Source organism: Citrobacter sp. 21OH12SH02A-Citro, from assembly GCF_027919895.1.
GTDB classification, from domain to species: Bacteria; Pseudomonadota; Gammaproteobacteria; order Enterobacterales; family Enterobacteriaceae; genus Citrobacter; species Citrobacter braakii.
In genome coordinates this window covers 2,914,116-2,927,782 of the sequence record NZ_CP114801.1, presented here as the reverse complement: position 1 = coordinate 2,927,782, position 13,667 = coordinate 2,914,116, and the positions used below count along the sequence as shown (strand labels likewise).

General features: G+C 52.9%; 11 protein-coding genes. 9 read left to right on the top strand and 2 right to left on the bottom strand.

Annotated elements, in window-relative coordinates; genetic code table 11:
- Positions 1–4: 4 nt before the first annotated feature.
- From O6D90_RS14270 to flgL, 4 genes are all read left to right on the top strand, one after another.
- Positions 5–1,081: a flagellar basal body P-ring protein FlgI gene (locus O6D90_RS14270; protein ID WP_019076467.1), complete on the top strand. Its 1,077-nt coding sequence runs from the start codon at positions 5–7 to the stop codon at positions 1,079–1,081.
- Positions 1,081–2,031 carry a flagellar assembly peptidoglycan hydrolase FlgJ gene (gene flgJ, locus O6D90_RS14265; protein ID WP_016152632.1) on the top strand — a complete coding sequence of 317 codons (951 nt, stop codon included), beginning with the start codon at positions 1,081–1,083 and terminating at the stop codon, positions 2,029–2,031. Before O6D90_RS14270 ends, flgJ begins: the two co-directional genes overlap by 1 nt.
- Before the next feature lie 64 nt (positions 2,032–2,095).
- Positions 2,096–3,754, top strand: coding sequence for a flagellar hook-associated protein FlgK (gene flgK / locus O6D90_RS14260; protein WP_016152633.1), 1,659 nt, complete (start codon positions 2,096–2,098; stop codon positions 3,752–3,754).
- 14 nt (positions 3,755–3,768) lie between these two features.
- Entirely contained in the window at positions 3,769–4,722 is a 954-nt protein-coding gene (flgL, locus tag O6D90_RS14255) for a flagellar hook-associated protein FlgL (protein ID WP_271143122.1), read from the top strand.
- 242 nt (positions 4,723–4,964) lie between these two features.
- On the opposite strand, the gene rne is transcribed toward flgL, so the two are convergent.
- Positions 4,965–8,195 (bottom strand): ribonuclease E, encoded by a 3,231-nt coding sequence (rne, locus tag O6D90_RS14250; protein WP_016156190.1) that lies wholly within the window; start codon positions 8,193–8,195, stop codon positions 4,965–4,967.
- 698 nt (positions 8,196–8,893) lie between these two features.
- On the opposite strand from rne, the gene rluC reads away from it, so the two are divergent.
- Positions 8,894–9,847 carry a 23S rRNA pseudouridine(955/2504/2580) synthase RluC gene (rluC, locus tag O6D90_RS14245; protein ID WP_049259723.1) on the top strand — a complete coding sequence of 318 codons (954 nt, stop codon included), beginning with the start codon at positions 8,894–8,896 and terminating at the stop codon, positions 9,845–9,847.
- 91 nt (positions 9,848–9,938) lie between these two features.
- On the opposite strand, the gene O6D90_RS14240 is transcribed toward rluC, so the two are convergent.
- Entirely contained in the window at positions 9,939–10,523 is a 585-nt protein-coding gene (locus O6D90_RS14240; RefSeq protein WP_016152637.1) for a Maf family protein, read from the bottom strand.
- Between the two features lie 197 nt (positions 10,524–10,720).
- On the opposite strand from O6D90_RS14240, the gene yceD reads away from it, so the two are divergent.
- From yceD to fabH, 4 genes are all read left to right on the top strand, one after another.
- Positions 10,721–11,242: a 23S rRNA accumulation protein YceD gene (gene yceD / locus O6D90_RS14235; protein ID WP_003036239.1), complete on the top strand. Its 522-nt coding sequence runs from the start codon at positions 10,721–10,723 to the stop codon at positions 11,240–11,242.
- A 16-nt stretch (positions 11,243–11,258) separates the two neighbouring features.
- Positions 11,259–11,432, top strand: a complete 174-nt coding sequence (gene rpmF / locus O6D90_RS14230) for a 50S ribosomal protein L32 (protein WP_003036242.1) — start codon at positions 11,259–11,261, stop codon at positions 11,430–11,432.
- 122 nt (positions 11,433–11,554) lie between these two features.
- A complete protein-coding gene (gene plsX, locus O6D90_RS14225; RefSeq protein ID WP_071600302.1) occupies positions 11,555–12,634 on the top strand; it encodes a phosphate acyltransferase PlsX in 1,080 nt (359 codons plus the stop codon).
- Positions 12,635–12,711: 77 nt separating this feature from the next.
- A complete protein-coding gene (fabH, locus tag O6D90_RS14220; protein WP_016152639.1) occupies positions 12,712–13,665 on the top strand; it encodes a beta-ketoacyl-ACP synthase III in 954 nt (317 codons plus the stop codon).
- Positions 13,666–13,667: the final 2 nt, after the last annotated feature.

Genomic DNA, 13,667 nt, shown 5'->3' with positions numbered 1-13,667 from the left:
TGGAATGGTACTGGTGCTGATAACCACCTTTGCGCATGCCGACCGTATTCGTGACCTGACCAGCGTTCAGGGCGTGCGGGAAAACTCGTTGATCGGTTATGGGCTGGTGGTCGGTTTGGATGGCACGGGTGACCAGACCACCCAGACGCCGTTTACTACGCAAACGCTCAACAACATGCTTTCGCAGTTGGGAATTACCGTGCCAACCGGCACCAATATGCAGTTGAAAAACGTGGCGGCGGTGATGGTGACCGCGCAATTCCCGGCCTTTGGTCGTCAGGGGCAAACCATTGACGTGGTGGTCTCTTCCATGGGGAACGCCAAAAGCCTGCGCGGCGGAACGTTGTTGATGACCCCGCTGAAAGGGGTCGATAGCCAGGTATATGCGCTGGCGCAGGGGAATATTCTGGTAGGCGGTGCAGGCGCGGCTGCGGGTGGCAGCAGCGTACAGGTAAACCAGCTCAATGGCGGACGTATTACCAACGGCGCGACCATCGAACGTGAATTACCCAGCCAGTTCGGCGGCGGTAACACCATTAATCTGCAGCTCAATAATGAAGATTTCACTATGGCGCAGCAGATAACCGACACCATTAACCGTTCGCGCGGCTTTGGTAGCGCCACTGCGCTGGACGCCCGGACGATTCAGGTACGCGTGCCAAGCGGCAACAGTTCGCAGGTGCGTTTCCTTGCTGACATCCAGAATATGGAGGTGAATGTCACGCCGCAGGATGCGAAAGTGATTATCAACTCGCGCACCGGATCCGTCGTTATGAACCGTGAAGTCACGCTGGATAGCTGTGCCGTCGCGCAAGGCAACTTGTCGATTACGGTAAACCGCCAGGCGAACGTCAGCCAGCCGGATACACCGTTTGGCGGTGGACAGACCGTGGTGACACCTCAAACCCAGATCGATCTGCGCCAGAGCGGCGGTTCGCTGCAAAGCGTGCGTTCCAGCGCCAACCTGAACAATGTTGTGCGTGCGCTTAATGCGCTAGGGGCAACGCCGATGGATCTGATGTCCATTCTGCAATCGATGCAGAGTGCGGGATGCTTACGCGCCAAACTGGAAATCATCTAATGATTGGTGACAGCAAACTGCTGACCAGTGCCGCCTGGGATGCGCAATCACTGAACGAACTGAAAGCGAAAGCGGGTCAGGACCCGGCGGCGAATATCCGCCCGGTTGCCCGTCAGGTTGAAGGGATGTTCGTACAAATGATGCTGAAAAGCATGCGTGAAGCGCTGCCGAAAGATGGCGTTTTTAGCAGTGATTCAACACGTTTGTATACCAGCATGTATGACCAACAAATTGCGCAGCAGATGACCGCAGGTAAAGGTCTGGGACTGGCTGAAATGATGGTTAAGCAGATGACTGAAGGGCAGGCGCAACCCGCAGACGATGCGCCGCAGGTGCCAATGAAGTTCTCTCTGGAAACGGTGACCAGCTATCAAAACCAGGCGCTGACGCAACTGGTCCGTAAAGCCATTCCCCGCGCGACGGAAAGCAATGATGAGCCGCTGTCAGGTGACAGCAAAGACTTCCTCGCCCAGCTATCGCTGCCGGCTAAGCTGGCAAGTCAGCAAAGCGGGGTTCCGCATCATCTGATTCTGGCGCAGGCGGCGCTGGAGTCCGGATGGGGCCAGCGACAAATCCGCCGTGAGAACGGTGAACCGAGCTTTAACATTTTTGGCGTGAAGGCTTCGGGAAGCTGGAAAGGCCCAACCACCGAAATCACCACCACCGAATATGAAAACGGCGAGGCGAAAAAGGTGAAAGCCCGATTCCGCGTCTATAGCTCTTACCTTGAGGCACTGTCGGATTATGTCGGTCTGATATCGCGTAACCCGCGCTATGCGGCGGTAACCGCCGCTGCTACCGCCGAGCAGGGGGCACAGGCTTTGCAGAATGCTGGTTACGCGACTGACCCTAACTATGCGCGTAAATTAACCAGCATGATCCAGCAGTTGAAATCGATGAGCGAAAAAGTGAGCAAAACCTACAGTACGAATATCGATAATCTCTTTTAAATAGCTCAAGTCTACCAACCTGCTGCCGATAATAACGAGTATTGAAGGATTACAAGGAACCTCCATGTCCAGCTTGATTAATAACGCGATGAGTGGACTCGCCGCAGCGCAGGCCGCGTTGAATTCTGCCAGTAATAACATCTCCAGCTATAACGTTGCCGGATACACCCGTCAAACGACAATTATGGCGCAAGCGAACAGCACGCTGGGTGCGGGGGGCTGGGTTGGCAATGGCGTCTATGTTTCTGGCGTACAGCGCGAGTATGACTCCTTTATCACGAATCAGTTACGTGCCGCGCAGAACCAAAGCAGCGGCCTGACAACGCGCTATGAACAAATGTCGAAAATCGACAATCTGCTCTCCAGCAAAACCAGTTCCATTTCGACCTCAATGCAGGACTTTTTTACCAGCCTGCAAACCCTTGTCAGTAACGCGGAAGACCCGGCGGCGCGCCAGGCGCTGATCGGTAAAGCTGATGGTTTAGTCAACCAGTTCAGAACAACCGACCAGTATCTGCGCGATCAAGACAAGCAGGTTAATACTGCGATCAAGGCCAGCGTTGACCAGATCAACAACTATTCAAAACAGATTGCCAGCCTCAACGATCAGATTTCCCGTCTGACCGGCGTCGGCGCGGGCGCATCGCCTAACGATTTACTCGACCAGCGCGACCAACTGGTCAGTGAACTAAACCAGATTGTTGGTGTTGAAGTCAGCGTTCAGGACGGCGGGACTTACAACATAACCATGGCGAACGGCTATTCACTGGTGCAGGGCAGCAATGCACGACAGCTGGCGGCTGTGCCCTCCAGTGACGATCCCAATCGTACCACAGTGGCCTACGTCGACGGGGTTGCCGGCGAGGTTGAAATTCCCGAAAAACTGTTGAATACCGGTTCACTGGGCGGGCTGTTGACCTTCCGTTCTCAAGAGCTTGACCAGACGCGTAACACGCTGGGCCAACTGGCGTTGGCGTTTGCCGATGCGTTTAACACCCAGCATAAAGAGGGTTTTGACGCGAACGGCGATCAGGGTAAGGATTTCTTTGCTATCGGTAGCCCGGCAGTATTCAACAACGCTAAAAATACAGGAACAGGATCGTTAAGCGCGAAGATTACCGACAGCTCTGCTGTACAGGCGACCGATTATAAAATCGTTTATGACGGGACGGACTGGCAGGTTACTCGCCTGGCGGATAATACCAGCTTCAAAGCTACCGTTACCGGTGGGAAGATGTCCTTTGACGGGATGGAAATCACCGTAAATACTGGCGCAAAAGCAAATGACAGCTTCACAGTGAAACCTGTCAGTAACGCCGTTGTTGATATGAAAGTCATGGTGACCGATGAGTCGAAAATCGCCATGGCCCAGGTCTCAAAAAATGATCCGGACCCGGATATTGATAAGGGAAAAAGCGATAACCGTAACGGTCAGAAACTGCTGGATCTGCAGACCAAAGCTACCGTGGGTAATAAGACCTTCAACGATGCATATGCCACGCTGGTAAGCGATGTCGGGAACAAAACCGCGACGCTGAAAACCAGCGCCATTACCCAGAACAACGTGGTAACGCAGCTTTATAAGCAGCAGCAGTCTATTTCCGGCGTCAACCTCGACGAAGAATACGGTAACTTACAGCGCTACCAACAGTATTACCTGGCTAACGCGCAAGTGCTGCAAACTGCAAATGCGCTGTTTGATGCACTGATTAATATTCGCTAAGGGAGAGGGACACAATGCGTATCAGCACCCAGATGATGTACCAGCAGAATATGCGTGGCATCACTAACTCTCAGGCTGAATGGATGAAGTTCGGCGAGCAGATGTCAACGGGCAAACGTGTGATTAACCCATCTGACGATCCGATCGCCGCCTCGCAGGCCGTGGTGCTTTCTCAAGCACAGGCGCAGAACAGCCAATATACGCTGGCGCGTTCATTTGCGACGCAAAAAGTATCGCTGGAAGAGAACGTACTGAGTCAGGTAACGACGGCAATTCAGACCGCGCAGGAAAAAATTGTCTATGCTGCGAATGGCACGTTAAGCGATGACGACCGTGCATCGCTGGCCACCGACCTGCAGAGGATCCGCGATCAACTGATGAACCTGGCGAACAGCACCGACGGTAATGGGCGCTATATTTTTGGCGGATATAAAACAGAATCTGCACCATTTGCTCAGGCAGATGGCGCTTACAGCGGCGGTACAACAAATGTGACCCAGCAGGTCGATGCCTCCCGTACCATGGTGATTGGTCATACTGGCGATAAAGTATTTGTTAATCTGACCAGCAATGCCGTACCGGAACCAGGCGGCGGTACTCAGGAAAAGAACCTGTTCAAAATGCTGGATACCGCTATTGATGCGCTCAAAACCCCGATTGAGGGTAATGACGCGGCAAAAGCTACTGCCTCTGCAGCCATTGATAAAACCAGTCGTGGCCTGAAAAATTCACTGAATAACGTGCTTTCTGTTCGTGCAGAATTAGGGACTCAGCTCAGCGAGTTAAGTTCACTGGATTCACTGGGCGCCGATCGCGCATTGGGCCAGACTCAGCAGATGAGCAATCTGGTGGATGTTGACTGGAACGCAGCGATTTCGTCCTACGTGATGCAGCAGGCCGCACTGCAGGCATCGTACAAAACGTTTACCGATATGCAGGGAATGTCGCTATTTCAACTGAACCGGTAACACCTTTTTGAACATATCATGAAACTGGATATGTTTGTCTGCCCGCTCCTTTAACACCCCGGAGCGGGCATTTTTTTAGGCCACTGTTATTTTCTCAGCGACAGATTCCCCGTTAATCTTATTTCCCACGCAATCGCACCGCTAAAGATTGCCAGCGTAACCACGCCTTCTCAGTTTGCCAGTGCGTAGAGCAGAGATAAAAAAAAGCCGACCCGAAGGTCGGCTTTGATGTTGATTATGACTTACTCAACGGGCTGCGGGCGCGTTGCTGGCGCAGTCGCCTGGTGCGTGGCGCTGTGTCCACCTGCGGCACCTTTACCTTCAAAGGTGAATTCCGGGCGTTGCCAGTCGCTATGACGCGGCGCTTCAGGCACATACTCTGGTGCCGGAGCACGGGTCATCGGGGCGGCCGCGTGGCTGTGAAGATGTTCTGCGTCAATGCGGGTTGCGACAACTTCAGCCTTAGCGACTGTGTCTTCGACGACAGGTGCGGCAACAACCTCTTGCGGCGCGGCAACTTCTTCAGCCACTGGCGCTGTTTCCACAACCTCGGCAATCTCTTCAGCCACTTCAGGCTGAGAAATAACAACCTCCGCAGATTCTTCGACAACCGGCGCAGCCACAATTTCAGCGACAGGTTCGGCTTTCGCCGCGGTATCCTCAGCAACAGGCGCGTCAGATTCAGCGATAATTTGCGGTTGTTCCTCGACCGGAGTAGCGATGACTTCCGGATGCGTGGTTTCAACGACGGTAGCCTGAGGTTCAGCAATGACCACCTCTGGCTGTACGGTTTCAACCGACGCAGGGGCGTTCACAATATGCTCAACGGCAGCTGCAGCAACCTGAGGCTCTACGGCGACTGGCGTTTCCTGCTCGCGCTGCTCTGCAACCTGCTGATCCTGAGGACGAGCAACAGGGTAGCGGATCCAGACTTTACCGGACGCTAATTCTGGAGATGCGCAGGCAACCATTAACGGCATCGGCGACTGAACCGGGTAACGCTCGTCACGATAGCGACGACGGCGTTGTCCACTGACGCGCAGATGGCGAGGTGAGCGACGGGAACGACGCGGCATACCATTAGAGTCACGCGCTTCGCTGTTGTCTTCCTGCTCAGTCGCAACGACGGCAGGCAGATCAACTTTCGCCAGTTCAGTACGCTGTGCCGGTACGGGCTGTTCAGTTGGTTGAGCGACAGCCGTTTCAGTGACCACCTCGGCAGTAGCGACTTCGGCTTCAACAGCCGGGCTGTCTGTGTAACGAACTTTCTGAGTCAGCTGACGCTGTTTACGGCGAGTCTGAGGCTGACGAACGCGCTCTTCCTGCTCGGTATCCTGCGCAGGTTGTTCTGCCAGGTTCAGCTCTTTAACTTCCTGCTGCGCCTGACGCTTATCATCGTTGCGACGGCGGTTGCGCTCGCGACGCGGAGCCTGCTGGTCATCACCGGATTTCGCTTTGTCGGCGACCTCAGTAGACTGCTGGCGGTTATCGCGCGCTTCCGCATTTTGCTGCTGCGACTGACGGCGGTTACGGCGGTTATCTTCACGGTTTTCGCCGCTTTCTGAACGCTCGTTACGGTTATCACGCTCGCCACGGTTGTCGCGATTATCACGACGATCGTTACGGTCGCGACGATTGTTCTGACGCGGTTTACGACGATCCTGCTGGCGATCGGTTTTCTCTTCAGCTTTCGGCGCAGGTTGTTCAACCGGTTTCACTTCTTCGCTACCGCTGAAGATGGACTTCAGTGCGCCGAAGAAACGGCTAATCAAACCTGGCTGCGCGGCGACGGCCGCGGTCGCTGCTGCGGCTTTAGGCGCGGCGGCCTTCGCAGTAGGTTCCTGCAAAGCAGGGGCTGGCGGCACCTCTGGCATAGCAAAGGTGGCCAATGCCGGCTGCTCTGGCTGTTTACGCTCGACGAACTCTTCTTCCGTCGGCAATGCCATCGCTTCTTCATGCAGTTTCGGCAGCAGGTAGCTCAGGGTTGGTGTTTCTTCCCCTTTGCGTACGCGCAGCACGGAGTAATGCGGAGTTTCCATCTGATCGTTTGGCACAATCACACAGCGCACGCCATTCTGACGCGTCTCGATGGCATTTACCGCGGTACGTTTTTCGTTGAGCAGGTAGGATGCGATCGGCACAGGAACAATAGCGTGAACTTCCTGCGTATTTTCTTTCAGCGCTTCTTCTTCGATCAGACGCAGAATAGACAGCGACAGTGATTCGTTATCACGTACGGTACCCGTGCCGGAGCAGCGTGGGCATACGTGATGGCTGGATTCACCCAGCGACGGGCTCAGACGCTGGCGGGACATCTCCAGCAGGCCGAAGCGAGAAATATGGCTGATCTGAATACGCGCTCTGTCCTGACGCACGGCTTCACGCAGACGGTTTTCAACCGCACGCTGGTGACGAACCGGCGTCATATCAATGAAGTCGATTACGATCAGGCCGCCGAGGTCACGCAGACGCAACTGACGAGCAATTTCATCGGCTGCTTCAAGGTTGGTGTTGAACGCAGTTTCTTCGATGTCGCCGCCGCGGGTCGCGCGTGCGGAGTTGATATCGATGGCGGTCAGCGCTTCTGTGCTGTCGATAACGATTGAGCCGCCGGACGGCAGACGCACTTCGCGCTGGAACGCGGACTCAATTTGAGATTCGATTTGATAGTGGCTGAACAGCGGGATTTCACCGGTGTACAGTTTGATTTTGCTGCTGAAATCCGGACGACCCAGCGCGGCGATGTGCTGACGCGCCATCTCCATAACTTTCGGGTTGTCGATGAGGATTTCGCCGATGTCCTGACGTAAATAGTCACGGAATGCGCGAACGATAACGTTGCTTTCCTGATGGATCAGGAACGGAGCAGGGCGGCTGTCAGCGGCTTTTTGAATCGCTTCCCAGTGCTTCAGGCGGAAACTCAGGTCCCACTGCAGCGCTTCGGCAGATTTGCCGACACCTGCGGTACGCACGATAAGCCCCATGCCATCAGGCAGTTCCAGGCTTGCCAGCGCTTCTTTTAATTCGGTACGGTCGTCGCCTTCAATGCGACGGGAGATGCCGCCCGCGCGCGGGTTGTTCGGCATCAGAACCAGATAACTACCTGCCAGGCTGATAAAGGTGGTCAGCGCAGCACCTTTATTGCCGCGTTCTTCTTTATCGATCTGAACAATGACTTCCTGACCTTCGCGCAACACGTCTTTAATGTTGGGACGACCATGGGAGTTGTAGCTAGCGGGGAAGTATTCGCGGGCAATTTCTTTTAACGGGAGGAAACCGTGACGTTCAGCGCCGTAATCAACAAAAGCAGCTTCCAGACTCGGTTCAATACGGGTAATTTTGCCTTTATAGATGTTGGCTTTTTTCTGTTCGTGTCCAGGACTTTCGATATCCAGATCGTACAGACGCTGCCCATCTACAAGGGCGACACGCAACTCTTCCTGCTGAGTCGCGTTAATTAACATTCTTTTCATCGTAACTTACTCATTATTCTTACATTGACGACTAAGCTGCGGGCAGAGTAATGCCTTTCCGGGTGTGAACCGATGGCCTCGTGTCTATTCGCGTCGCCAACCTCACGGTTATCGTCAGCTCAAAGAGGCGCAGAGTGTCGGTTGCCTGTATTTCATACGGAAACACAGCGCAATTATCAGGGGAACAGTCTGGGTGTTACTCTCCAGAGAAGCTTCCATTGTGCTTATCGTCTTTCACGCTGTGGGTGCGTTGGCTTCATCTTCTTACCCCAACCACTTACAGGAGTAAGCACCTGGGGTTCCCAGACTTGCCGCCTTCCTACAACGCGAAATCTATAGAGCACTTACCGGTAAGGACTGCAACCCGCAGCCCGCTAACTGCCTGAAAGATCAATACGTCTTACGCCATTGCTGCGTTGATGATCGGTCGGGCAAAATTGGGTCATTCCGGAAAAGTTCTTGTTTTAACAAGATTCAACACGGAAACAACCTCATTATTCCACTGCTAACCTTGTTATAGCAAGATGACTTTTGCCATTTATCACCCGGTTACTCACAGTTTTTTCACTTCCGCGTAGTGATTGCTTTAATAACCACCAAATCGGCTATGTCAAACTTAAGTAATAAGGTATAGCAGTTAATATAAGCATAGAAAAATGTGTGGCGCGAATCTTGATGGCTATTTAAAATCGGCCCCCATGAAAACAGAGACTCCAGCCGTAAAAACAGTTGCCATTACTGCCGACGAAGCAGGGCAACGCATCGACAACTTTTTGCGCACCCAGCTCAAGGGCGTGCCGAAAAGTATGATTTATCGCATTTTGCGTAAAGGCGAAGTGCGGGTGAACAAAAAACGCATTAAACCCGAGTACAAACTCGAAGACGGGGACATTGTGCGTATTCCACCTGTACGTGTCGCTGAACGTGAAGAAGAGGCCATTTCACCGAATTTGCAGAAGGTCGCGGCGCTGACCGATGTCATTTTATATGAAGATGACCACATTCTGGTGCTTAACAAGCCTTCAGGTACGGCCGTGCATGGTGGAAGCGGATTAAGCTTTGGCGTCATTGAAGGCTTACGTGCGCTGCGCCCGGAAGCGCGTTTCCTTGAGCTGGTGCATCGCCTCGACCGGGATACCTCCGGCGTGCTGCTGGTGGCCAAAAAACGATCTGCCTTGCGTTCGTTGCATGAACAACTGCGTGAAAAAGGCATGCAGAAAGACTACCTCGCGTTGGTACGCGGCCAGTGGCAGTCCCATGTCAAAACCGTGCAGGCCCCGCTGTTAAAGAACATTCTGCAAAGCGGCGAGCGCATTGTGCGGGTGAATCAGGAAGGCAAACCATCGGAAACACGCTTTAAAGTGGAAGAGCGTTATGCGTTCGCTACGCTTGTGCGCTGCAGTCCCGTGACTGGACGAACGCACCAGATTCGCGTGCATACACAATATGCCGGACATCCGATTGCCTTTGACGACCGCTATGGCGATCGTGAGTTCGATAAGCAACTGGCGGATACCGGGCTGAGCAGGCTCTTTTTGCACGCCGCTGCGTTGAAATTTACTCATCCTGGGACGGGGGAAGTAATGCGTATTGAAGCGCCAATGGATAAGCAGTTGAAGCGCTGCCTCGAGGTGTTACGCAGTAAAGGCTGATGCGCATTGATATTATCGCGCATTACCTGTAGACCTGATGGCGTTGTGCCTATCAGGCCTACAGGATTAGGCCTAAACAGCCGTCAACCCGTCAGGCTTTTAACGGGTTCATATCTTCTCGTCGCAGCATTTGACACAGTGCGATTAGCGGTAAACCGATTAAAGTATTTGGGTCACGACCTTCCAGGCGCTCAAAAAGTGCAATGCCCAATCCTTCGCTTTTAAAACTACCGGCACAATGCAGCGGGCGCTCTTTGCGCACGTAATCTTCAATTTCCGTTTCGCTTAAATGACGAAAATGCACGTCGAACGGTTCAACTTCAGTTTGTAAATGTCCGGTCGCAGAATTATACAGCGCCAGTCCGGTATAAAACGTCACAATATTGCCACGGGCTTTGAGTAACTGCTGGCGTGCATTTTCTTCTGTTAACGGTTTGCCGGTTATTTCACCATCGAGAACACAAATTTGATCGGAACCAATAATAAGGTGCGATGGATAACGGTGGGCGAGAGATTGCGCTTTTTTCTGCGCCAGTCGCAAGACTAAGTGCCGGGGGGCTTCGCCCGGTAACGGCGTTTCATCAACCTCTGGTGCTGCGCATTCGAACGGGATTGCCAGTTTTTCTAGTAAAGCGCGACGCCAGGGAGAGGTAGAAGCAAGAATAAGTTGAGGCATATTTTTTCCCTCGCATATAGCGTATTGATGAGAGCCATTTTAAACTATGGACTTCGTCCTACAAGCTGGCTGTAATGGCTTGTGTTGAGCGATTTTAAGTCGATGACCCGCAATGTGTGCGAATTATTGGCAAAAGGCAACCACAGGCTGCCTTTTTCTTTGACTATATGACGTTACAAAGTTAATATGCGCGCCCTATGCAAAAGGTAAAATTACCCCTGACTCTTGATCCGGTTCGTACGGCTCAGAAACGCCTCGATTATGAAGGTATCTATACTTCTGATCTGGTTGAGCGTGTCGCCGATTCTGTAGTCAGTGTGGACAGTGATGTGGAATGCTCCATGTCGTTCGCTATCGATAACCAGCGCCTTGCCGTTATAACCGGTGATGCAAAGGTGTCGGTTACGCTCGAATGTCAGCGTTGCGGGAAACCGTTCCCACTTCATGTTCACACAACATATTGTTTTAGTCCTGTCCGTTCTGACGAGCAGGCTGAAGCACTCCCGGAAGCGTATGAGCCGATTGAGGTTAACGAATTCGGTGAAATCGATCTGCTTGCAATGGTTGAAGATGAGATTATCCTCTCCTTGCCGGTAGTTCCGGTGCATGATTCTGAACACTGTGAAGTGTCCGAGGCGGACATGGTCTTTGGCGAATTGCCTGATGAAGCGCAAAAACCAAACCCATTTGCCGTATTAGCCAGCTTAAAGCGTAAGTAATTGAGGAGTAAGGTCCATGGCCGTACAACAGAATAAACCAACCCGTTCCAAACGTGGCATGCGTCGTTCTCATGACGCTCTGACCGCAGTCACCAGCCTGTCTGTAGACAAAACTTCTGGTGAACAACACCTGCGTCACCACATCACTGCCGACGGTTTTTACCGTGGCCGTAAGGTAATCGCTAAGTAATCACGCATGACTCAATGGCTTTCCCGCTACGGTGAGAAAGACAAAGAGCACACGCGTGATGAAGCTTAGTGAGGCTTTCCCCGGGTAACTGGGGAAACACCTAACCGGGCAGCGACGATACCTTGACACGTCTAACCCTGGCGTTAGATGTCATGGGGGGTGATTTTGGCCCTACCGTGACAGTGCCTGCAGCATTGCAGGCACTGAATTCTAATTCGCAACTCACACTTCTTTTAGTCGGGGATCCCGATACAATCACGCCATTACTTGCCAAAGCTGACTTCGAACAAAGTTCACGTCTGCAGATTATCCCTGCTCAGTCAGTTATTGCCAGTGATGCCCGGCCCTCGCAAGCTATTCGCGCCAGTCGTGGAAGCTCAATGCGCGTTGCCCTGGAGCTCGTGAAAGAAGGACGAGCGGAAGCCTGTGTGAGCGCCGGTAATACAGGTGCGCTAATGGGTCTTGCGAAGTTATTGCTCAAACCCCTTGAGGGGATTGAGCGTCCTGCGCTGGTGACGGTTTTACCCCATCAGCAAAAGGGCAAAACGGTGGTGCTGGATTTGGGCGCCAACGTGGATTGTGATAGCACGATGTTGGTGCAATTTGCCGTCATGGGTTCCGTGCTGGCAGAAGAGGTGGTTGGAATTGCCAATCCCCGTGTTGCGTTGCTCAATATCGGTGAAGAAGAAACCAAGGGTCTCGACAGTATTCGGGATGCTTCTGCAGTGCTAAAAAGAATCCCTTCTATCAATTATATCGGCTATCTTGAAGCCAATGAGTTACTAACTGGCAAAACTGATGTGTTGGTCTGTGACGGCTTTACAGGTAATGTCACATTAAAGACGATGGAAGGTGTTGTCAGAATGTTCCTTTCACTGCTGAAGTCTCAGGGTGAGGGCAAAAAACGGTCGTGGTGGCTGCTGTTATTAAAACGTTGGTTACAAAAAAGCCTGACAAGGCGATTTAGTCACCTCAACCCCGACCAGTATAATGGCGCCTGTCTGTTAGGATTGCGCGGCACGGTGATTAAGAGTCATGGTGCGGCCAATCAGCGAGCATTTGAAGTCGCGATTGAACAGGCAGTGCAGGCGGTGCAGCGACAAGTTCCTCAGCGAATTGCCGCTCGCCTGGAATCTGTATACCCAGCTGGATTCGAACTGCTGGACGGTGGCGAAAACGCAAACTCGCGAGCACACAGATAACGGTGCGTTTGTGAATGCTGCCAACGTATCAGCGATTTGCTCGTGGCGGTATATAACCAAAAAGTGACTGAGCGTACATGTATACGAAGATTATTGGTACTGGCAGCTATCTGCCTGAACAAGTGCGTACTAACGCCGATTTGGAAAAAATGGTTGAGACATCTGATGAGTGGATCGTCACTCGCACAGGTATCCGTGAACGCCATATTGCAGCGCCAAATGAAACAGTTGCGACGATGGGCTTTGCCGCCGCAAACCGTGCAATTGAAATGGCGGGCATCGACAAAGAACAAATTGGTCTGATTGTGGTTGCCACCACATCATCCACACACGCATTTCCAAGTGCGGCATGCCAGATCCAAAGTATGCTGGGGATCAAAGGCTGTCCGGCGTTTGACGTTGCAGCCGCTTGTGCCGGTTTCACCTACGCCCTGAGCGTTGCCGACCAGTACGTTAAGTCTGGCGCAGTGAAGCATGCTCTGGTGGTTGGCTCAGATGTCCTCGCTCGTACCTGTGATCCAACCGATCGCGGGACGATCATTATTTTCGGCGATGGCGCAGGTGCGGTTGTACTGAGCGCATCAGAAGAGCCCGGCATTCTCTCTACGCATCTGCACGCTGATGGTCGCTATGGCGAACTGTTGACGCTGCCTAATGCCGATCGCGTGAACCCGGAAAACCCGATTCACCTGACGATGGCGGGTAACGAAGTATTTAAAGTCGCGGTGACCGAGCTTGCACACATCGTTGATGAAACGCTGGAAGCAAATAATCTCGATCGTTCTGCACTGGACTGGCTGGTGCCGCATCAGGCAAACCTCCGCATTATTAGCGCAACCGCGAAAAAGCTGGGTATGTCGATGGATAATGTTGTCGTGACGCTCGACAGACATGGCAATACCTCCGCGGCCTCCGTACCGTGCGCGCTGGACGAAGCCGTCCGCGACGGGCGTATTAAAGCTGGGCAGTTGATATTGCTTGAAGCCTTTGGGGGTGGATTCACCTGGGGCTCTGCGCTGATTCGTTTCTAGTA

Bases quoted from the DNA above. Each gene is read 5' to 3' on its own strand.
- flgL (WP_271143122.1), top strand. From the start codon at position 3,769: ATGCGTATCAGCACCCAGATGATGTACCAGCAGAATATGCGTGGCATC.
- O6D90_RS14270 (WP_019076467.1), top strand. From the start codon at position 5: ATGGTACTGGTGCTGATAACCACCTTTGCGCATGCCGACCGTATTCGT.
- fabH (WP_016152639.1), top strand. From the start codon at position 12,712: ATGTATACGAAGATTATTGGTACTGGCAGCTATCTGCCTGAACAAGTG.
- O6D90_RS14240 (WP_016152637.1), bottom strand. From the start codon at position 10,523: ATGCCTCAACTTATTCTTGCTTCTACCTCTCCCTGGCGTCGCGCTTTA.
- flgK (WP_016152633.1), top strand. From the start codon at position 2,096: ATGTCCAGCTTGATTAATAACGCGATGAGTGGACTCGCCGCAGCGCAG.
- rne (WP_016156190.1), bottom strand. From the start codon at position 8,195: ATGAAAAGAATGTTAATTAACGCGACTCAGCAGGAAGAGTTGCGTGTC.
- rluC (WP_049259723.1), top strand. From the start codon at position 8,894: ATGAAAACAGAGACTCCAGCCGTAAAAACAGTTGCCATTACTGCCGAC.
- rpmF (WP_003036242.1), top strand. From the start codon at position 11,259: ATGGCCGTACAACAGAATAAACCAACCCGTTCCAAACGTGGCATGCGT.
- yceD (WP_003036239.1), top strand. From the start codon at position 10,721: ATGCAAAAGGTAAAATTACCCCTGACTCTTGATCCGGTTCGTACGGCT.
- flgJ (WP_016152632.1), top strand. From the start codon at position 1,081: ATGATTGGTGACAGCAAACTGCTGACCAGTGCCGCCTGGGATGCGCAA.